The organism is Listeria ivanovii subsp. ivanovii (assembly GCF_900187025.1).
Taxonomy (GTDB): Bacteria; Bacillota; Bacilli; order Lactobacillales; family Listeriaceae; genus Listeria; species Listeria ivanovii.
The window spans coordinates 206509-227092 of sequence record NZ_LT906478.1; the positions used below are offsets into that span (position 1 = coordinate 206509).

The 20584-nt window shown below is 41.4% G+C and carries 13 protein-coding genes, 8 tRNA genes and 3 rRNA genes; all 24 read left to right on the plus strand.

Features of this window, described 5'->3' with window-relative positions:
• Positions 1 to 25: 25 nt before the first annotated feature.
• The 24 genes from CKV67_RS00945 to CKV67_RS01080 all read left to right on the plus strand — a co-directional run bounded on the left by CKV67_RS00945 (position 26) and on the right by CKV67_RS01080 (position 20560).
• The gene (locus tag CKV67_RS00945) at positions 26 to 292 is read left to right on the plus strand and encodes an RNA-binding S4 domain-containing protein (protein ID WP_279390601.1); all 267 of its coding nucleotides are present in this window, start codon (positions 26 to 28) and stop codon (positions 290 to 292) included.
• A 226-nt stretch (positions 293 to 518) separates the two neighbouring features.
• Positions 519 to 905 (plus strand): FtsB family cell division protein, encoded by a 387-nt coding sequence (locus CKV67_RS00950; protein WP_014091745.1) that lies wholly within the window; start codon positions 519 to 521, stop codon positions 903 to 905.
• A gap of 152 nt (positions 906 to 1057) precedes the next feature.
• Positions 1058 to 1486, plus strand: coding sequence for a S1 domain-containing RNA-binding protein (locus CKV67_RS00955; protein ID WP_014091746.1), 429 nt, complete (start codon positions 1058 to 1060; stop codon positions 1484 to 1486).
• Positions 1487 to 1595: 109 nt separating this feature from the next.
• Positions 1596 to 3542 carry a bifunctional tRNA lysidine(34) synthetase TilS/hypoxanthine phosphoribosyltransferase HprT gene (locus tag CKV67_RS00960; protein WP_077905819.1) on the plus strand — a complete coding sequence of 649 codons (1947 nt, stop codon included), beginning with the start codon at positions 1596 to 1598 and terminating at the stop codon, positions 3540 to 3542.
• Positions 3543 to 3873: 331 nt separating this feature from the next.
• On the plus strand, positions 3874 to 5952 hold the full coding sequence (gene ftsH, locus CKV67_RS00965; protein WP_014091747.1) for an ATP-dependent zinc metalloprotease FtsH: 2079 nt from the start codon (positions 3874 to 3876) through the stop codon (positions 5950 to 5952).
• Between the two features lie 115 nt (positions 5953 to 6067).
• On the plus strand, positions 6068 to 6847 hold the full coding sequence (locus CKV67_RS00970; RefSeq protein WP_025279714.1) for a type III pantothenate kinase: 780 nt from the start codon (positions 6068 to 6070) through the stop codon (positions 6845 to 6847).
• A 14-nt stretch (positions 6848 to 6861) separates the two neighbouring features.
• On the plus strand, positions 6862 to 7746 hold the full coding sequence (hslO, locus tag CKV67_RS00975; protein WP_014091749.1) for an Hsp33 family molecular chaperone HslO: 885 nt from the start codon (positions 6862 to 6864) through the stop codon (positions 7744 to 7746).
• Between the two features lie 115 nt (positions 7747 to 7861).
• Complete coding sequence (cysK, locus tag CKV67_RS00980; protein ID WP_014091750.1) at positions 7862 to 8788, plus strand: cysteine synthase A; 927 nt, start codon at positions 7862 to 7864, stop codon at positions 8786 to 8788.
• Positions 8789 to 10110: 1322 nt separating this feature from the next.
• Positions 10111 to 10926, plus strand: coding sequence for a dihydropteroate synthase (gene folP, locus CKV67_RS01005; protein WP_014091751.1), 816 nt, complete (start codon positions 10111 to 10113; stop codon positions 10924 to 10926).
• A 15-nt stretch (positions 10927 to 10941) separates the two neighbouring features.
• The gene (gene folB, locus CKV67_RS01010; protein WP_014091752.1) at positions 10942 to 11316 is read left to right on the plus strand and encodes a dihydroneopterin aldolase; all 375 of its coding nucleotides are present in this window, start codon (positions 10942 to 10944) and stop codon (positions 11314 to 11316) included.
• Positions 11309 to 11788, plus strand: coding sequence for a 2-amino-4-hydroxy-6-hydroxymethyldihydropteridine diphosphokinase (gene folK, locus CKV67_RS01015; protein ID WP_014091753.1), 480 nt, complete (start codon positions 11309 to 11311; stop codon positions 11786 to 11788). Before folB ends, folK begins: the two co-directional genes overlap by 8 nt.
• A 74-nt stretch (positions 11789 to 11862) precedes the next feature.
• Positions 11863 to 12858, plus strand: coding sequence for a tRNA dihydrouridine synthase DusB (gene dusB / locus CKV67_RS01020; protein WP_014091754.1), 996 nt, complete (start codon positions 11863 to 11865; stop codon positions 12856 to 12858).
• 114 nt (positions 12859 to 12972) lie between these two features.
• Positions 12973 to 14469 carry a lysine--tRNA ligase gene (lysS, locus tag CKV67_RS01025; RefSeq protein WP_014091755.1) on the plus strand — a complete coding sequence of 499 codons (1497 nt, stop codon included), beginning with the start codon at positions 12973 to 12975 and terminating at the stop codon, positions 14467 to 14469.
• A 444-nt stretch (positions 14470 to 14913) separates the two neighbouring features.
• Positions 14914 to 16463 (plus strand): 16S ribosomal RNA (locus CKV67_RS01030).
• A gap of 247 nt (positions 16464 to 16710) precedes the next feature.
• Positions 16711 to 19643: ribosomal RNA gene (locus tag CKV67_RS01035) — 23S ribosomal RNA — on the plus strand.
• A gap of 77 nt (positions 19644 to 19720) precedes the next feature.
• Positions 19721 to 19836, plus strand: a 5S ribosomal RNA gene (gene rrf / locus CKV67_RS01040).
• The 16S, 23S and 5S rRNA genes sit together here with 8 tRNA genes alongside, the layout of an rRNA operon.
• 9 nt (positions 19837 to 19845) lie before the next feature.
• A tRNA-Val gene (locus CKV67_RS01045) sits at positions 19846 to 19918 on the plus strand.
• Positions 19919 to 19926: 8 nt separating this feature from the next.
• Positions 19927 to 20002: transfer RNA gene (locus tag CKV67_RS01050), tRNA-Thr, on the plus strand.
• A gap of 38 nt (positions 20003 to 20040) precedes the next feature.
• Positions 20041 to 20113, plus strand: a tRNA-Lys gene (locus CKV67_RS01055).
• A gap of 5 nt (positions 20114 to 20118) precedes the next feature.
• Positions 20119 to 20200, plus strand: a tRNA-Leu gene (locus tag CKV67_RS01060).
• Between the two features lie 12 nt (positions 20201 to 20212).
• Positions 20213 to 20284, plus strand: a tRNA-Gly gene (locus CKV67_RS01065).
• A 21-nt stretch (positions 20285 to 20305) separates the two neighbouring features.
• Positions 20306 to 20391, plus strand: a tRNA-Leu gene (locus CKV67_RS01070).
• A gap of 12 nt (positions 20392 to 20403) precedes the next feature.
• A tRNA-Arg gene (locus CKV67_RS01075) sits at positions 20404 to 20477 on the plus strand.
• A gap of 9 nt (positions 20478 to 20486) precedes the next feature.
• Positions 20487 to 20560: transfer RNA gene (locus CKV67_RS01080), tRNA-Pro, on the plus strand.
• The last annotated feature ends 24 nt before the right edge of the window (positions 20561 to 20584 follow it).

Sequence of the window (20584 nt, forward strand, 5' to 3'; positions counted from 1 at the left end):
GTAGGTGAATAAAATGGCAACAACTATGCGATTAGATAAATTTTTAAAAGTATCTAGATTAATTAAACGTCGTACAGTAGCTAAAGAAGTGGCAGAAAAAGGACGCATCGCTGTTAACGGTGTAACTGCAAAACCAGGAACCAATGTGAAGTCTGGTGACGAGTTAGTTATCCGTTTTGGTCCGAAAATTGTTACAGCAAAAATCGAACGCTTAGAAGAGAATGCAAAAAAAGAACAAGCGACAGAAATGTACACAATTATTAAAGAAGAACGTACTGACGAAAGTAGATAGGAAAATCGTTTGAAATGGCGAATTAAAGCCGATTTCAAACGATTTTTTTCTGCTCCAAAAAAGGCATAACCTATTTTTTGTAAAAAAGTCAAGAAAAAAATGATAAAAATAGCGGATTCCAATAGACAAATGGCTGATTTATTGATATCATTTTAAACAAGAAACGTTTTTTTCTCTACCGAATTTCACAGACTAAGAGCAAATAAGAACATGGGAGGGACGATGTATGAAAAAAGCTAAAACAAAAGTAGCGAGAATAGAAAATCGCTACATTAAAGATACTGCAACAATGAAAAAAACTCGTAACCGTCGTCGTATTGCCCTGTTCCGTAGACTTGCTTTTATGGCTATTATCTTTGCCGTTGTTGGGGGATTACTAACTATAACTTACACGCAACAAGTTTTATCACTAAAAGATAAGAAAGAAAAACAAGTAGAAGTAGATAAGAAAATGGTTGCAATGAAAGATGAAGAACAAGCACTAAACGATCAAATCAAGAAGCTTCATAATGACGAATACATAGCCAAACTAGCTAGAAGTGAATATTATTTATCTAAAGATGGAGAAATTATTTTCAACATTCCTGAAGAAAATTCGAAACAAAAAGAGTAAGTCGAAGTGGAACCAATATTCTCCATAATAGAATCAAAGGGAAAATTAAGTTGTGCATTTTTTGGAGATTACGAGTTTGACTGTTTGACACTCTTTTTATTATAGCTATAATTAAGCAATAGAGTGATATTTTAAGGAGGACGCATTTTTTTATGTCGATCGAAGTAGGCAACAAGTTACAAGGGAAAGTTACTGGGATTACTAATTTTGGAGCATTTGTGGAGTTAGAAGGGGGCAAAACAGGTTTAGTCCATATTAGTGAGGTTGCAGATAACTATGTTAAGGATATTAATGACATCCTAACTGTAGGGGATGAAGTTACTGTCAAAGTAATGAATATTGGTGATGATGGGAAGATTGGTCTGTCCATTCGTAAAGCGGTAGATCGTCCGGACCGCCCAGAAAAAAGTTATGATCGTAAACCAAAATACAGCAAAAAAACTGCTGGAAACTATGTAAAACCAGCCGAGAGCTTTGAAGATATAATGTCTAAATTCTTGAAAGATAGTGACGAAAGATTAACAACTATCAAACGCCAAACAGAATCCAAACGTGGTGGCCGAGGCGCGAAACGGGGCTAACACCTTAAATTAATTTTAAATTATAGAAGGATGCACCGTATTGGATCATTAATACGGTGCACTTTTTAATAAAATGTGAGAGCTGAATTTCGAAGGAAGGGTTTCTTGAATGGATGACATCGAAAAACGAGTACATAAGTATATCGAGAAACATGACTTAATCTGGTCCAACGACAAATTGCTTGTGGCAGTTTCTGGCGGCCCGGATTCTTTGGCGTTACTGCATTTTTTGCAAACGGCTAATCTGGTCCCAAAAGAAGCTATTTCTGTAGCTCATCTCAATCATGGGTTAAGAGAAAACGCAGTAAAAGAGCAATTTATCGTTCAAACATACTGTGAAAAATATGACATTCCTTTCTTTATGGAAAAGATAAATGTGAATGAACGCGCCAAAAGCTTACATAAAGGTATTGAAGAAACAGCGCGTATAGCAAGATATGAGTTTTTTGAAAAGATAATGGCGAAAGAAAACATCAACAAACTAGTGCTAGCCCATCATGCGGATGATCAAATCGAAACCATCCTCATGCGACTAGTTCGTGGGAGCTCCAGTATTGGTTGGTCAGGAATTCAGCCAAAACGTAGCATACGAGGCGGTTATGCAATTCGGCCCTTTTTAACAATTACAAAATCAGAAATTATCGAATACGCTAATAAGCACGAGTTAGCTTACGAAATAGATGAATCTAATTCTAGCCCGAAATACACTAGAAACCGTTACCGGGAAGAGGTCCTACCATTTCTAACCAAAGAAAATCCAGCTGTTTACAACCATTTTGAAAGATTTTCTGAAGAAACAAGTGAAGATTTTCAGTTTTTGGAAGACTTAGCGAACGAATTGCTGAAGAAAAACCTTATCAAAAATGCTGAGCAGACAACACTTTTACTTAGTAACTTTAAAAATGAAGCGAATCCTTTACAACGTCGCGCAATTCATTTACTATTGAGATATCTGTACAATGAGGATGCTAGTTTAATAACGGTAAATCATATCTATCAGATTATCCAGATGATTCAAAGTGACAACCCATCTAGTTCACTTAATTTGCCCAAAAAACTCGTCGTCAAAAGATCTTACAACGAACTCCACTTTCAATTCGGAGACAGACGAGCGCCCACTGAGTTTTATCATCAACTAGAACTAAATGATCACATTGAATTAGAAAACAAAGCAAGTATCCGTTTAAAGCTAAAGAGCTCCGTTGTTCAAACCAATGGGCTAAACGGAATGCTACTGGATGCAGCGGATATTACACTTCCTTTAATCGTCCGAAATCGTGTGAATGGGGATAGAATGACGATGAAAGGCCAAACAGGTAGCAAGAAACTAAAAGATATTTTCATCGATGCCAAAATACCAAGGCAAGAACGCGACAATCTGCCCGTGATAACAGACTACACTGGGAAGATTCTTTGGATCCCCGGCGTGAAAAAGTCTGGATATGACCGAGAATTTAGTCGTAGCAAAAAGCAGTACATTATTAGGTACACTCGAAATATAGGAGGAAACGAGAGCATGCATAATGATATTCAGAAAGTACTGATATCGGAGGACGAATTACAGGAAAAGATTCGTGAACTTGGTCGTGAGTTGACAACGGAATATGAAGGACGTAATCCGCTTGTAGTTGGCGTATTAAAAGGGGCAACTCCTTTTATGACAGATTTACTTAAGCGCGTAGACACATACTTAGAAATGGACTTCATGGATGTATCCAGTTACGGAAATGGCACAGTATCGTCTGGAGAAGTGAAAATAATTAAAGACCTTAATGCATCAGTAGAAGGTCGCGATGTGCTAGTAATTGAAGATATCATTGATAGCGGTCGTACACTTAGTTATTTAGTAGACCTTATTAAATATCGCAAAGCAAAATCAGTAAAATTGGTTACTTTGTTAGATAAACCAGCAGGACGAAACGTGGCAATTGAAGCAGACTACGTAGGCTTTGTAGTACCAAACGAATTTGTTGTTGGTTACGGTTTAGATTATGCAGAGCGTTATCGCAATCTACCATATATAGGTATTTTAAAACCAGAAATTTATAGCGAGTGAAATCAATTAACAAACAGAACCATTTTTTGCTAAAATATAATAGCTAGCTTTTTAAGAAAACAAAAAGAAAAAAGATTCATGCCAGCCATGCAAAATAGTGGGCAATATAGATTCGGTATGCTATCATTAGTCTTAGTTTTCGAAGGTGAAAAAAGTATCAATAAATATTAAAAAATCTAAATTAATAATAGAATAACTTCGTGAGAGAAAAGGCTAAACGGATGTGTTTTTATTAATCAGGGGAATTTGCTATTAGTCGAAAACAACTTTTAAAGGGATAACTATCCAGAAAAAGTAAGAATCCAAGCTCTTGCGTGGGAGGAGGTAAGGAATGAACAGGTTTTTTAGAAATGCAATATTTTATGTCATCATATTCCTTGTTATAATCGGAATCGTTGCATCGTTCAATTCAAATAAAGAGGCAGCGAAAGATATTAGCTATACGGAATTTATGAGTAAACTAGAAGATGGTAAAGTTAAATCACTAACCATACAGCCAGACCGAAGTGTTTATACAATCAAAGGGGAATTCAAATCAAGCGACAAAAGTTCTTCTGATGATAAGAAAACTGGTCTAGGACAAAGTAAAACAAGTAGTACAGCTTTCACAACGTATGCTTTAAATAGCGATACTTCGCTGGAAGAATTACAAACTGCAGTATCTAAAGAAGATGTGAAAATGGAAGTAGAACCTGCTAAGCAAAATAGCGGTTGGGTTACTTTCTTAACTTCCATCGTTCCATTTGTAATCATCTTTATCCTATTCTTCTTCCTAATGAGCCAGTCTCAAGGCGGTGGCGGTGGTAAAGTGATGAGCTTTGGTAAAAGCAAAGCCAAACTTTACAATGACGATAAGAAGAAAGTTCGCTTTACTGATGTAGCAGGAGCGGACGAAGAGAAACAAGAATTAGTAGAAGTGGTAGAATTCCTAAAAGATCCGCGTAAATTTGCCGAACTGGGAGCTCGTATTCCGAAAGGTGTCCTTTTAGTAGGTCCTCCGGGTACTGGTAAAACTTTGCTAGCTCGTGCAGTTGCAGGTGAAGCAGGCGTGCCATTCTTCTCCATTTCAGGATCTGACTTTGTAGAAATGTTTGTCGGAGTTGGTGCAAGCCGTGTCCGTGATTTATTCGAAAATGCAAAGAAAAATGCTCCATGTATCATTTTCATTGATGAAATTGATGCAGTTGGTCGTCAACGTGGTGCAGGAATGGGGGGCGGTCATGATGAACGTGAACAAACCCTAAACCAATTACTAGTTGAAATGGATGGTTTTGGCGGTAACGAAGGAATTATCATTATTGCCGCAACTAACCGTGCCGACGTACTTGACCCTGCACTTCTTCGTCCAGGACGTTTTGACCGTCAAATTATGGTTGATCGCCCAGACGTTAAAGGTCGTGAAGCAGTACTTCGTGTCCATGCTCGCAACAAACCACTTGCGAAAAGCGTTGATTTAAAAGCAATCGCACAACGTACACCGGGATTTTCTGGTGCCGATTTAGAAAACTTACTAAATGAAGCAGCCTTAGTTGCCGCTCGTTCTGATAAAAAAGAAATTGATATGAGCGATTTAGATGAAGCAAGTGACCGCGTAATTGCTGGACCTGCTAAGAAAAATCGTGTCATTTCTGAAAAAGAACGCCGTACAGTTGCGTATCATGAAGGTGGTCACGTAATCGTCGGAATGGTTCTTGATGAAGCAGAAGTAGTGCATAAAGTTACGATCGTCCCTCGTGGACAAGCTGGTGGTTATGCAGTAATGCTTCCAAAAGAAGATAGATTCCTAATGACGAAAGCCGAGTTGATGGACCGTATCACTGGTTTGCTTGGTGGACGTGTAGCCGAAGAAGTTACGTTTGGTGAAGTGACAACTGGTGCTAGTAATGACTTCGAACGTGCAACTGAACTTGCTCGTCGCATGGTAACTGAGTGGGGTATGAGTGATAAGATTGGACCACTTCAATTTACTTCTGGTAATGGTCAAGTATTCATGGGCCGCGATTTCGGTAATGATAAAGGTTATTCCGACAAAATCGCTTACGAAATCGATACAGAAGTTCAAAGCTTAATTCGCTACTGTTATGACCGCGCTAAAACAATCATTACTGAACACCAGGAACAACACAAACTTATCGCGGAAACATTACTAAAAGTAGAAACTTTAGATGCTCGCCAAATTCGTTCCCTATTTGATGACGGTGTAATGCCTCCAGATATTGATACGATTGACGCGGAAGTAGAGTATCCTTCTGAAAAAGAAGATGAACTAGCTGGAAAATCTTTTGAAGAAGAAAAAGAAGATTTAATACAGGATGAAAATGCAGTTGAAAAGCAAGATGAACCAAAAGAGGTTCCTTCAGAAGATGCTCCGAATATTGAGCAAACTCCAAACGATAAAAAAGACGAATAAAATCAAAGAGGCTGGGTTATTCCAGTCTCTTTTTTGAAGCCATATTATTCGGTTTTTAGATTAAAACATGATATGATACGTTAGAAAAACCTACTAAAGGACGGTATTCAAACTTATGATACTTGTAATTGATGTTGGAAATACTAACTGTACTGTCGGCGTTTATAACGACCAAAAACTTTTAAAACATTGGCGCATGACAACTGACCGTCACCGGACATCTGATGAGCTTGGTATGACAGTTTTAAATTTTTTTTCCTATGCAAATATAACTCCTTCTGATATTCAAGGAATTATTATTTCGTCCGTCGTTCCACCAATCATGCACGCTATGGAAACTATGTGTGTACGTTACTTTAATATTCGGCCACTAATTGTAGGACCAGGAATCAAAACTGGTCTTAACGTTAAAGTCGATAATCCACGAGAAATTGGTGCTGACCGTATTGTAAATGCCGTAGCTGCATCAGAAGAATACGGAACACCAGTAATCGTTGTTGATTTTGGAACAGCAACTACCTTTTGCTATATCGATGAATCGGGCGTATATCAAGGCGGTGCAATTGCGCCAGGTATTATGATCTCTACAGAAGCTTTATATAATAGAGCTGCCAAACTTCCTCGAGTAGATATTGCTGAATCAAGTCAAATCATCGGGAAATCAACAGTTTCTTCCATGCAAGCTGGTGTTTTCTATGGATTTGTTGGGCAATGCGAAGGGATTATTAATGAAATGAAAAAACAATCGAATTCGAGCCCGGTAGTAGTAGCTACAGGGGGGCTTGCAAGAATGATTACAGAAAAATCTTCTACAGTTGATATTCTAGATCCTTTTTTACCATTAAAAGGGTTAGAACTTCTGTATCGAAGAAATAAACCGACAACAGAAAAATAAAGGAGTTTTAAACAATGAGTGATTATTTAGTAAAAGCGCTAGCCTATGATGGGATGGCACGTGTATATGCAGCAGTAACAACAGAAACAATCAAAGAAGCGCAAAGAAGACATGACACTTGGTCCGTTTCTTCCGCAGCGCTTGGTAGAACAATGACTGGAACATTATTTCTCGGAGCGATGCAAAAAGAAGATCAAAAAATCACGGTAAAAATAGAAGGTGATGGTCCAATCGGTCCAATTGTAGCTGATAGCAATGCGCAAGGCCAAATTCGTGGCTTTGTAACTAATCCACATGTTCATTTCAGTGAACTTAACGAAGCTGGAAAACTGGACGTTCGTCGTGGTGTAGGAACATCTGGAATGCTTTCTGTTGTAAAAGATTTAGGTTTTGGGGAAAACTTCACAGGACAAACTCCAATCGTTTCCGGGGAAATTGGCGAAGATTTCACCTATTATCTAGCTACTTCCGAACAAATCAATTCTTCAGTAGGAGTAGGTGTTTTAGTGAATCCAGATGACTCAATCGAAGCAGCTGGTGGTTTCATGCTGCAACTTCTTCCTGGCGCGACTGATGAAATCATTGATGAAATCGAAAAAAATCTAACTACCTTACCAACCGTATCTAGAATGATTGAAGCAGGAGAAACACCAGAAACGATTTTAGTCAAGTTAGCTGGTGGCGAAGAAAAACTACAAATTTTAGAAAAAATCCCGGTAGCTTTTGAATGTAATTGTTCTAAAGAGCGGTTTGGTAGTGCAATAATTTCTCTAGGAAAAGAAGAAATCCGCTCCATGATTGAAGAAGACCACGGAGCAGAAGCAGAATGTCATTTTTGTCGTAACACATATGATTTCTCAGAACAAGAATTAGAAAAACTATACGAAGAAGCAAAATAAACCAAAAAGGAGCGCTCTATGAGAGTGCTTCTTTTTTTAAGCCTTAAATTTGACAAAATAGGTCGGAATTAATTAAACTATATGAAAGACCTAAAAAGATAGGAGTGCTTTAATAATGACAATTGTAAATTCAATAACTGATTTAATTGGAAAGACACCTATTGTAAAACTTAACCGCTTACCAGAAACAGGTAGCGCAGATGTATATGTAAAACTAGAATTCCAAAATCCAGGTGGCAGCGTGAAGGACCGTATTGCAAATGCGATGATTGAAGACGCTGAAAAGTCTGGTGCTTTAAAACCAGGCGATACAATTATTGAGCCAACAAGCGGAAACACTGGGATTGGTCTTGCGATGGTTGCAGCAGCGAAAGGTTACCAAGCGATCTTCGTAATGCCTGAAACAATGAGTTTAGAACGTCGCAAATTACTTCAAGCATATGGCGCGAAATTAGTATTAACGCCAGGACCAGACGGTATGAAAGGCGCTATTGCCAAGGCAGAGGAGTTAGCGAAAGAAAATAATTATTTTGTTCCACAACAATTCCATAATCCAGCAAATCCAGCTGTTCATGAAGAAACAACTGGTCCAGAAATCGTCGAAGAGTTCGGTAAAGATGGTCTGGATGCTTTTATCGCAGGCGTTGGAACCGGTGGAACAGTAACCGGTGTAGGACATGTACTTAAGAAAAATTATCCTGATGTAAAAATTTACGCACTAGAGCCGGAAGAATCTCCAGTACTTAGTGGTGGATCCCCATCCCCACATAAAATCCAAGGAATTGGTGCTGGCTTTGTCCCGGATACACTAGATACAAAAGTCTATGATGGTATTTTAAAAGTTTCTAGTGAAGATGCTTTAGAAACAGCGCGTGAAGTAGCCAAAAAAGAAGGTATTCTGGTTGGTATTTCTTCAGGAGCAACAATTAAAGCTGCACTTGATTTAGCTAAAGAACTTGGAGCAGGAAAAAAAGTTCTAGCTATCGTTGCAAGTAATGGTGAACGCTACTTAAGTACACCGCTTTATAATTTTGAAGATTAATGAGGCGAAGCGATGTGTTTTGGGGAAATCCTAGGCATGTTGCTTTTTTTATTTATTAAAAGAAATAAATAGATTTCTTACTATTTTCTAATCAAATGCACAGGGGAAACTTTCTTTAGTTGGTTAATATATAACCATAAGCTAACAACAAGCAAAACATTTTCATTCTTTCCCCTTTTTAGAATGAAAATCCCAAACTCCCTTTTTGACCAGTGTGGTTTACTCCCTTTTTCCACACTGGTTTTTTAGTACAAAAAAATGAAAAGAAAAACCGAGAAATCTCACGAAAATTTAAGAAAAATCACAGCATATCCACCGAAACTTCGGTTAATATATAATCATGAGCTAACAACAAGCAAAACATTTTCATTCTCCCCCCTTTTTTAGAATGAAAATCCCAAACTCCCTTTTTGACCAGTGTGGTTTACTCCCTTTTTCCACACTGGTTTTTTAGTACAAAAAAATGAAAAGAAAAACCGAGAAATCTCACGAAAATTTAAGAAAAATCACAGCATATCCACCGAAACTTCGGTTAATATATAATCATAAGCTAACAACAAACAAAACATTTTCATTCTTCCCCCTTTTTAGAATGAAAATCCCAAACTCCCTTTTTGACCAGTGTGGTTTACTCCCTTTTTCCACACTGGTTTTTTAGTACAAAAAAATGAAAAGAAAAACCGAGAAATCTCACGAAAATTTAAGAAAAATCACAGCATATCCACCGAAACTTCGGTTAATATATAATCATAAGCTAACAACAAGCAAAACATTTTCATTCTTCCCCCCTTTTTTTAGAATGAAAATCCCAAACTCCTTTTTGACCAGTGTGGTTTACTCCCTTTTTCCACACTGGTTTTTTAGTACAAAAAAATGAAAAGAAAAACCGAGAAATCTCACGAAACTTTAACAAAAGTCACAGCATATCCACCGAAACTTCGGTTAATATATAACCATAAGCTAACAACAAGCAAAACATTTTCATTCTTTCCCCTTTTAGAATGAAAATTCCAAACTCCCTTTTGACCAGTGTGGTTTACTCCCTTTTTCCACGCTGGTTTTTAATGCAAAAAATGAAAAGAAAAACGAAGAAATCTCACGAAACTTTAACAAAAGTCACAGCATATCCACCGAAACTTCGGTTAATATATGATTATAAGCTAATAACAAGCAAAACATTTTCATTCTTTACCCCTTTTTAGAATGAAAACCCAAACTCCCTTTTGACCGATGCGGTTTACTCCCTTTTTCCGCATCGGTTTTTTTGTGCGCTAAAATTGCTGAATTCTGCTATAATAAATCACGGAAAGAGGTGTTTGGACTTGAAAAAATGGAAAAAGGACCATTTAGGTATGGTCATGGGAATTTTAAATGTTACACCAGACTCTTTTTCGGATGGTGGTAAGTATATGAATGTAGAAAAAGCTGTTGCTCGTGCTGTGCAAATGGCTGAGGATGGTGCGGCAATCATTGATGTTGGCGGAATATCTACGCGACCTGGTTTTTCAGAAGTCTCTCAAAATGAAGAATTAACGAGAATTATCCCGGTTATTAAAGCGATAAGAGAAAAATTGCCAGATATATGGATATCAGTGGACACATGGCGAGCGGCAGTTGCTGAACAAGCTGTTTTGGCCGGGGCTGATATGATAAATGACCAGTGGGGCGCGAAAAAAGAACCGGAAATTGCACAAATTGCAGCTCAGTATAATGTTCCAATCTGTTTAATGCACAACCGAGAAAATGCTCAATATGAAAACTTTTTAGAAGACGTGAAAACGGATCTTTTGGAAAGTGTGGCAATTGCAAAGGCTGCTTCTGTACCAGATGAACATATTATATTGGATCCGGGATTTGGATTTGTTAAGACGCCAGCACAAAATTTAGAAGTTTTGCGACGGATAGACGAAATTGTTGCGCTTGGGTATGAAGTTTTACTAGGAACAAGTCGAAAATCAACCATTGGCCTAATTTTAGGAGGATCACCTGACGATAGAATGGAAGGTACTGGAGCTACCGCGGTTTACGGTTTTGCAAAAGGGTGTACAATTACACGAGTGCATGATGTCTTGCCGATTGCTCGAATGATTCGGATGACAGATGCGATTACTGGGAAGTTAGATATAACGAAATTATAAAAAGGGGCGCTTTAATTGGATAAAATATACTTAAATGAACTAGCATTTTATGGTTATCATGGTGTTTTGTCAGAAGAAAATAAGCTGGGTCAAAAATTTAGCGTATCATTAATCCTTGGTCTTTCAACAAAAAATGCAGGGAATTCTGATGATGTAAACGATACTGTTAGCTATGCAGATGTCTATGAAACGGTGAAAACAATAGTAGAAGGAAAACCGTTTAATTTAATTGAGGCACTTGCGGAAAAAATTGCAATAGAAGTTTTAAAGAATTATCCGCTTCTTAAGGAAGTGACGGTGAAATTAATTAAACCTAATCCGCCAATTCCAGGACATTATCATTCTGTGGCAGTGGAAATCGAACGAAAAAGAAGTGAACTGAATGGCTAAAGCTTTTTTATCTATAGGAACAAATATTGGTGAGCGATTGGTTAATTTAAATAATGCAGTTAGTGGCTTAGCGGCTGCAGAGCAAATTGAAATGGTGAAAGTATCCAGCATCTATGAAACGGATGCAGTAGGTTTTGAAGATCAAGCTGCTTTTTTTAATATTGTTATCGAAATTGAAACGAGTTTTCCCCCAGAGGATCTATTAGACTTTTGCTTAAAGCTGGAGCTCGAATTAGGAAGAGTCCGTTTGTTCAAATGGGGACCACGATTAATCGATATTGATGTTTTGTTATATGATGATGTTAAAATGGATACAGAAAAGCTGAAAATCCCACATCCTTATATGAAAGAAAGAGCTTTTGTGATGATACCGTTAGTGGAGATTTCTCCTGATAAGGCAGGAATTCAGGTTGATCAGGCTGTTTTGGCTGAGCAAGGCGTCCGGAAAATAAAAAAACAAGTGAAGTGGTAAAATTGGCACTTGCAGAAAAAACAGTTTATGATAACATATCACTAGCGCAGTTTAAGAGGAAAGGGGTTTAGTAAATGTTTCAAATAGGTAACGTAGAAATTAAAAATCAAGTAGTTGTGGCTCCGATGGCGGGGATATCCAATTCTGCATTCCGTCTTACGGTCAAAGAATTCGGAGCAGGTCTTGTTTGCTGCGAAATGATTAGTGACAAAGGAATCGCATACCGCAATGCAAAAACGCTTGATATGCTATATATTGATGAAAAAGAAAAGCCACTAAGTTTGCAAATTTTCGGTGGAGAAAAAGAAACTCTCGTGGAAGCTGCAAAATTTGTAGCTGAGAACACAACAGCTGATATTATTGATATTAATATGGGATGCCCAGTCAACAAGATAATCAAATGTGAAGCAGGAGCGAAGTGGTTACTTGATCCAAACAAAGTGTACGATATGGTTGCAGCAGTTGTGAATGCTGTAGATAAACCAGTTACTGTGAAGATGCGTATCGGTTGGGATCAGGAGCATGTATTTGCAATCGAAAATGCATTGGCTGCAGAACGTGCAGGGGCTGCTGCGGTCGCGATGCACGGGCGTACTCGAGTTCAAATGTATGAAGGTAGCGCCAACTGGGATGTGCTCAGAGATGTGAAACGTGAATTAAAGATTCCTTTTATGGCTAATGGAGATGTTAGAACTCCGGAAGATGCAAAACGTATTTTAGAACATACCGGCGCTGACGGAGTGATGATTGGTAGAGCGGCACTTGGAAACCCATGGATGATTTATCGAACTGTTAAATATTTAGAGACTGGTGAACTTTTGCCAGAACCAGAACCACGCGAGAAAATGCAAACTGCTATGCTGCATTTAAATCGTTTAGTCGAATTAAAAGGGGAGAATATCGCTGTTCGCGAATTTAGACAACACGCTGCTTACTATCTAAAAGGTGCTAGAGGAAGTACGCGTGCTAAAGTTGCTGCAAACCAAGCAACAAAACAAGTTGAAATGGAATCGATTTTAAACGAATTTGTTCTCCAATATGAAGAAAAAGAATTAGCAAAACAAGACTAAACATTGTTGCTCCGGGTTTTCGGGGCAATTTTTAAATTAACACTAGAAAAACAACACTAAAAGAGCGTATAATGGAAACATCTGTAGAAATGAATAGAATAGGAGTGTACCTATATGAGTAACGAGAATCACGAAGAACTAAATGACCAACTCATCGTCCGCCGCGAAAAAGTAGAAACTTTGCGCGAAGAAGGAATTGATCCTTTTGGCGGAAAATTCATCCGTTCCATCAGCCCGGAAGAAATTGAAACCAAATTTGCTGATAAATCAAAAGAAGAACTTGAAGAAGCTTCTATTGAAGTAACTGTGGCAGGACGTATTATGACAAAACGTGTAAAAGGGAAAGTTGGTTTTACACATATTCAAGATCGTTTCCACCAATTACAAATCTATATCCGCAAAGATGCCATTGGCGAAGACGCATATGCCATTTTCAAAATTGCTGATTTAGGAGATATTATCGGCATTAAAGGTACTATCTTTAGAACAAACACTGGCGAACTATCTGTGAAAGCAACAAAATTCACATTACTATCCAAATCATTGCGCCCACTTCCTGACAAATACCATGGCTTAAAAGATGTTGAACAACGCTATCGCCAACGCTATTTAGACTTAATTACCAATGAAGAAAGTCAAAATCGTTTTGTTATGCGGAGTAAAATTTTGAAATATACACGTGATTACATGGATAATCAAGGTTTCTTAGAAGTTGAAACACCGGTATTGCATACAATTGCTGGTGGCGCTGCTGCGAAACCGTTTATTACTCATCATAATGCGCTGGATATGGAATTATACTTACGAATCGCGTTAGAACTACATTTAAAACGACTAATTGTAGGTGGAATGGATAAAGTATACGAAATTGGCCGTGTATTCCGCAATGAAGGAACATCTACACGCCATAATCCGGAATTTACTATGCTGGAATCCTATGCTGCATATGAAGATTACAAAGATGTAATGGATTTAGTAGAAGGATTAGTTTCTACTGTATGCGAGCAAGTTAATGGGACTACTAAGATAACATATGGTGAATATCATGTAGATCTAACACCTAACTGGCGTAGAATTCACATGGCTGATGCTGTTAAAGAATATGTTGGAGTAGACTTTTGGAATGTAACTTCTGATGAAGAAGCTCATAGATTAGCCAAAGAACACAACGTACAGGTCACGAAACATATGACATACGGCCATATTCTTAACGAGTTTTTCGAAACGTTTGTTGAAGAAAAGCTGATTCAACCAACATTTGTGTATGGGCACCCAGTAGAAATATCTCCATTGGCTAAGAAGAACAAAGAAGATGACCGGTTTACTGACCGCTTTGAATTATTTATTGTTGGTCGTGAACATGCTAATGCTTTCTCAGAATTAAATGATCCAATCGACCAAAGAGAACGTTTTGAAGCGCAAATGAAAGAGCGGGAACAAGGAAATGATGAAGCACATGGAATGGATGCAGATTTCTTAGAAGCGCTAGAATATGGTTTACCGCCAACCGGTGGATTAGGAATAGGAATAGATCGTTTAGTAATGCTACTAACTGACGCACCATCTATACGCGATATTTTATTATTCCCAACAATGAAACACAGAGATTAATCGAAATCCAGAGCTGATATATTCAGTTTTGGATTTTATTTTTTTAGTCAGAAAAACAAATTTTCCAAAGAGAAACTTTTTCTCAAAATATGCTTGCAATACCTATAAAAACATGATATATTTATAAACGTTCCAGTTAAACAAAGATAAAATGTTTTTGAGAAAATTAAATTTTTTTGAAAAAACATCTTGACTTTGAATGGTGGATAGAGTAAGATATAAGAGTTGCTGCTAAACACGGCGACGAAGAAAGCTGACCTTTGAAAACTGAACAAAGAAGAAGACGAAAAGCAATGAGACGTAAAGTCTCACTGGTAATCGCAGGGCAGAAAACAGAAAGCTGTTTTCAACAAAACAAACTAGTAATTTAATTGCTAGCGAAGTCAATTTGACGCAAGGAATCTTATTCACGGTGTTGAATAAGTATTCAAATTCAATTTATATTTTAAAGAGAGTTTGATCCTGGCTCAGGACGAACGCTGGCGGCGTGCCTAATACATGCAAGTCGAACGAACGGAGGAAGAGCTTGCTCTTCCAATGTTAGTGGCGGACGGGTGAGTAACACGTGGGCAACCTGCCTGTAAGTTGGGGATAACTCCGGGAAACCGGGGCTAATACCGAATGATAAGTAGTGACGCATGTCATCACTTTGAAAGATGGTTTCGGCTATCGCTTACAGATGGGCCCGCGGTGCATTAGCTAGTTGGTAGGGTAAAGGCCTACCAAGGCAACGATGCATAGCCGACCTGAGAGGGTGATCGGCCACACTGGGACTGAGACACGGCCCAGACTCCTACGGGAGGCAGCAGTAGGGAATCTTCCGCAATGGACGAAAGTCTGACGGAGCAACGCCGCGTGTATGAAGAAGGTTTTCGGATCGTAAAGTACTGTTGTTAGAGAAGAACAAGGATAAGAGTAACTGCTTGTCCCTTGACGGTATCTAACCAGAAAGCCACGGCTAACTACGTGCCAGCAGCCGCGGTAATACGTAGGTGGCAAGCGTTGTCCGGATTTATTGGGCGTAAAGCGCGCGCAGGCGGTCTTTTAAGTCTGATGTGAAAGCCCCCGGCTTAACCGGGGAGGGTCATTGGAAACTGGAAGACTGGAGTGCAGAAGAGGAGAGTGGAATTCCACGTGTAGCGGTGAAATGCGTAGATATGTGGAGGAACACCAGTGGCGAAGGCGACTCTCTGGTCTGTAACTGACGCTGAGGCGCGAAAGCGTGGGGAGCAAACAGGATTAGATACCCTGGTAGTCCACGCCGTAAACGATGAGTGCTAAGTGTTAGGGGGTTTCCGCCCCTTAGTGCTGCAGCTAACGCATTAAGCACTCCGCCTGGGGAGTACGACCGCAAGGTTGAAACTCAAAGGAATTGACGGGGGCCCGCACAAGCGGTGGAGCATGTGGTTTAATTCGAAGCAACGCGAAGAACCTTACCAGGTCTTGACATCCTTTGACCACTCTGGAGACAGAGCTTTCCCTTCGGGGACAAAGTGACAGGTGGTGCATGGTTGTCGTCAGCTCGTGTCGTGAGATGTTGGGTTAAGTCCCGCAACGAGCGCAACCCTTGATTTTAGTTGCCAGCATTTAGTTGGGCACTCTAAAGTGACTGCCGGTGCAAGCCGGAGGAAGGTGGGGATGACGTCAAATCATCATGCCCCTTATGACCTGGGCTACACACGTGCTACAATGGATGGTACAAAGGGTCGCGAAGCCGCGAGGTGGAGCCAATCCCATAAAACCATTCTCAGTTCGGATTGTAGGCTGCAACTCGCCTACATGAAGCCGGAATCGCTAGTAATCGCGGATCAGCATGCCGCGGTGAATACGTTCCCGGGCCTTGTACACACCGCCCGTCACACCACGAGAGTTTGTAACACCCGAAGTCGGTAGGGTAACCTTTTAGGAGCCAGCCGCCGAAGGTGGGACAGATAATTGGGGTGAAGTCGTAACAAGGTAGCCGTATCGGAAGGTGCGGCTGGATCACCTCCTTTCTAAGGAAAAGGAAACCTGTGAGTTTTCGTTCTTCTCTGTTTGTTCAGTTTTGAGAGGTTAATTCTTCTCTATACTGTTTGTTCTTTGAAAACTAGATAAGAAAGTTAGTAAAGTTAGCATAAATAGGTAACTATTTATGACACAAGTAACCGAGAATCATCTGAAAGTGAATCTTTCATCTGATTGGAAGTATCATCGCTGATACGAAAAATCAGAAAAACAACCTTTACTTCATCGAAGTAAATTGGTTAAGTTAGAAAGGGCGCACGGTGGATGCCTTGGCACTAGGAGCCGAAGAAGGACGGGACTAACACCGATATGCTTTGGGGAGCTGTACGTAAGCGTTGATCCAGAGATTTCCGAATGGGGGAACCCACTATCTTTAGTCGGATAGTATCCTTACGTGAATACATAGCGTGAGGAAGGCAGACCCAGGGAACTGAAACATCTAAGTACCTGGAGGAAGAGAAAGAAAAATCGATTTCCTGAGTAGCGGCGAGCGAAACGGAAAAAGCCCAAACCAAGAAGCTTGCTTCTTGGGGTTGTAGGACACTCTATACGGAGTTACAAAAGAAAGTTATAAATGAAGCGGTCTGGAAAGGCCCGCCAAAGACGGTAACAGCCCGGTAGTTGAAATAGCTTTCCCTCCAGAGTGGATCCTGAGTACGGCGGAACACGTGAAATTCCGTCGGAATCCGGGAGGACCATCTCCCAAGGCTAAATACTCCCTAGTGACCGATAGTGAACCAGTACCGTGAGGGAAAGGTGAAAAGCACCCCGGAAGGGGAGTGAAACAGTTCCTGAAACCGTGTGCCTACAAGTAGTTAGAGCCCGTTAATGGGTGATAGCGTGCCTTTTGTAGAATGAACCGGCGAGTTACGATTTGTTGCAAGGTTAAGCGGAAAAAGCGGAGCCGTAGCGAAAGCGAGTCTGAATAGGGCGAATAAGTAACAGGTCGTAGACCCGAAACCAGGTGATCTACCCATGTCCAGGATGAAGGTAAGGTAATACTTACTGGAGGTCCGAACCCACGCACGTTGAAAAGTGCGGGGATGAGGTGTGGGTAGCGGAGAAATTCCAATCGAACTTGGAGATAGCTGGTTCTCTCCGAAATAGCTTTAGGGCTAGCCTCGAGGTAAAGAGTCATGGAGGTAGAGCACTGTTTGGACTAGGGGCCCTTCTCGGGTTACCGAATTCAGATAAACTCCGAATGCCATGTACTTATACTCGGGAGTCAGACTGCGAGTGATAAGATCCGTAGTCGAAAGGGAAACAGCCCAGACCACCAGTTAAGGTCCCCAAATATATGTTAAGTGGAAAAGGATGTGGGGTTGCTTAGACAACCAGGATGTTGGCTTAGAAGCAGCCACCATTGAAAGAGTGCGTAATAGCTCACTGGTCGAGTGACCCCGCGCCGAAAATGTACCGGGGCTAAACATATTACCGAAACTGTGGATGAACCTCTTATAGAGGTTCGTGGTAGGAGAGCGTTCTAAGGGCGGTGAAGTCAGACCGGAAGGACTGGTGGAGCGCTTAGAAGTGAGAATGCCGGTATGAGTAGCGAAAGAAGGGTGAGAATCCCTTCCACCGAATATCTAAGGTTTCCTGAGGAAGGCTCGTCCGCTCAGGGTTAGTCGGGACCTAAGCCGAGGCCGATAGGCGTAGGCGATGGACAACAGGTAGAGATTCCTGTACCAGTGCTAATTGTTTAACCGATGGGGTGACACAGAAGGATAGGGAATCGCACGAATGGAAATGTGCGTCCAAGCAGTGAGTGTGAGAAGTAGGCAAATCCGCTTCTCGCGAAGCATGAGCTGTGATGGGGAAGGAAATGAAGTACGGAAGTTCCTGATTTCACGCTGTCAAGAAAAGCCTCTAGGAAGAGTAGTACTGCCCGTACCGCAAACCGACACAGGTAGATGAGGAGAGAATCCTAAGGTGAGCGAGAGAACTCTCGTTAAGGAACTCGGCAAAATGACCCCGTAACTTCGGGAGAAGGGGTGCTCTATTAGGGTGCAAGCCCGAGAGAGCCGCAGTGAATAGGCCCAGGCGACTGTTTAGCAAAAACACAGGTCTCTGCAAAACCGTAAGGTGACGTATAGGGGCTGACGCCTGCCCGGTGCTGGAAGGTTAAGAGGAGTGCTTAGCTTCGGCGAAGGTACGAATTGAAGCCCCAGTAAACGGCGGCCGTAACTATAACGGTCCTAAGGTAGCGAAATTCCTTGTCGGGTAAGTTCCGACCCGCACGAAAGGCGCAACGATCTGGGCACTGTCTCAACGAGAGACTCGGTGAAATTATAGTACCTGTGAAGATGCAGGTTACCCGCGACAGGACGGAAAGACCCCGTGGAGCTTTACTGCAACCTGATATGGAATGTTTGTACCGCTTGTACAGGATAGGTAGGAGCCGAAGAGACGTGTGCGCTAGCATACGAGGAGGCAATGGTGGGATACTACCCTGGCTGTATGACCATTCTAACCCGCCACGCTTAGCGCGTGGGGAGACAGTGTCAGGTGGGCAGTTTGACTGGGGCGGTCGCCTCCTAAAGAGTAACGGAGGCGCCCAAAGGTTCCCTCAGAATGGATGGAAATCATTCGCAGAGTGTAAAGGCACAAGGGAGCTTGACTGCGAGACTGACAAGTCGAGCAGGGACGAAAGTCGGGCTTAGTGATCCGGTGGTTCCGCATGGAAGGGCCATCGCTCAACGGATAAAAGCTACCCCGGGGATAACAGGCTTATCTCCCCCAAGAGTCCACATCGACGGGGAGGTTTGGCACCTCGATGTCGGCTCGTCGCATCCTGGGGCTGTAGTCGGTCCCAAGGGTTGGGCTGTTCGCCCATTAAAGCGGCACGCGAGCTGGGTTCAGAACGTCGTGAGACAGTTCGGTCCCTATCCGTCGCGGGCGCAGGAAATTTGAGAGGAGCTGTCCTTAGTACGAGAGGACCGGGATGGACACACCGCTGGTGTACCAGTTGTTCCGCCAGGAGCATCGCTGGGTAGCTATGTGTGGCAGGGATAAACGCTGAAAGCATCTAAGCGTGAAGCCCCCCTCAAGATGAGATTTCCCATTTCTTCGGAAAGTAAGATCCCTGAAAGATGATCAGGTAGATAGGTTTGGAGTGGAAGTGTAGCGATACATGGAGCGGACAAATACTAATCGATCGAGGACTTAACCAAAAAATGAAACGAAGTTACCTAACTGAACCCTTTCTTCTCTAGTTTTGAGAGAGCAATCTTTCAACAATTCAATATTGTCTGGTAGTTATGGCGAGAAGGTCACACCCGTTCCCATCCCGAACACGGTAGTTAAGCTTCTCTGCGCCAATGGTAGTTGGGGGCTTCCCCCTGCGAGAGTAGGTCGCTGCCGGGCAGTATTTCTGGAGGTTTAGCTCAGCTGGGAGAGCATCTGCCTTACAAGCAGAGGGTCAGCGGTTCGATCCCGTTAACCTCCATTTTTTATGCCGGCTTAGCTCAGTTGGTAGAGCAACTGATTTGTAATCAGTAGGTCGCGAGTTCGACTCTTGCAGCCGGCACCATTTGTATTTTCTTTATAATAGTGCATAATTATTGTAGAGAGCCGTTAGCTCAGTTGGTAGAGCATCTGACTTTTAATCAGAGGGTCGCTGGTTCGAACCCAGCACGGCTCACTTTTGCGGGTGTGGCGGAATTGGCAGACGCACCAGATTTAGGATCTGGCGCCGCGAGGCGTGGGGGTTCAAGTCCCTTCACCCGCACTTATATGATATGCGGAAGTAGTTCAGTGGTAGAACATCACCTTGCCAAGGTGGGGGTCGCGGGTTCGAACCCCGTCTTCCGCTTGTTTTCAAAAGTTCCAATATGCCGGGGTGGCGGAACTGGCAGACGCACAGGACTTAAAATCCTGCGGATAGTGATATCCGTACCGGTTCGATTCCGGTCCTCGGCATTATTTTAATATGCGCCCATAGCTCAACTGGATAGAGTACTTGACTACGAATCAAGCGGTTAGAGGTTCGACTCCTCTTGGGCGCACTTTATAAACGGGAAGTAGCTCAGCTTGGTAGAGCACTTGGTTTGGGACCAAGGGGTCGCAGGTTCGAATCCTGTCTTCCCGATTTGTTTGTTTTTTATTATTATAA

Excerpts from the sequence above, each read along its gene's own strand:
- CKV67_RS00950 (WP_014091745.1), top strand. The coding sequence starts at position 519 with ATGAAAAAAGCTAAAACAAAAGTAGCGAGAATAGAAAATCGCTACATT.
- cysK (WP_014091750.1), top strand. The coding sequence starts at position 7,862 with ATGACAATTGTAAATTCAATAACTGATTTAATTGGAAAGACACCTATT.
- folK (WP_014091753.1), top strand. The coding sequence starts at position 11,309 with ATGGCTAAAGCTTTTTTATCTATAGGAACAAATATTGGTGAGCGATTG.
- hslO (WP_014091749.1), top strand. The coding sequence starts at position 6,862 with ATGAGTGATTATTTAGTAAAAGCGCTAGCCTATGATGGGATGGCACGT.
- CKV67_RS00955 (WP_014091746.1), top strand. The coding sequence starts at position 1,058 with ATGTCGATCGAAGTAGGCAACAAGTTACAAGGGAAAGTTACTGGGATT.
- ftsH (WP_014091747.1), top strand. The coding sequence starts at position 3,874 with ATGAACAGGTTTTTTAGAAATGCAATATTTTATGTCATCATATTCCTT.
- CKV67_RS00960 (WP_077905819.1), top strand. The coding sequence starts at position 1,596 with ATGGATGACATCGAAAAACGAGTACATAAGTATATCGAGAAACATGAC.
- dusB (WP_014091754.1), top strand. The coding sequence starts at position 11,863 with ATGTTTCAAATAGGTAACGTAGAAATTAAAAATCAAGTAGTTGTGGCT.
- CKV67_RS00970 (WP_025279714.1), top strand. The coding sequence starts at position 6,068 with ATGATACTTGTAATTGATGTTGGAAATACTAACTGTACTGTCGGCGTT.
- CKV67_RS00945 (WP_279390601.1), top strand. The coding sequence starts at position 26 with ATGCGATTAGATAAATTTTTAAAAGTATCTAGATTAATTAAACGTCGT.
- lysS (WP_014091755.1), top strand. The coding sequence starts at position 12,973 with ATGAGTAACGAGAATCACGAAGAACTAAATGACCAACTCATCGTCCGC.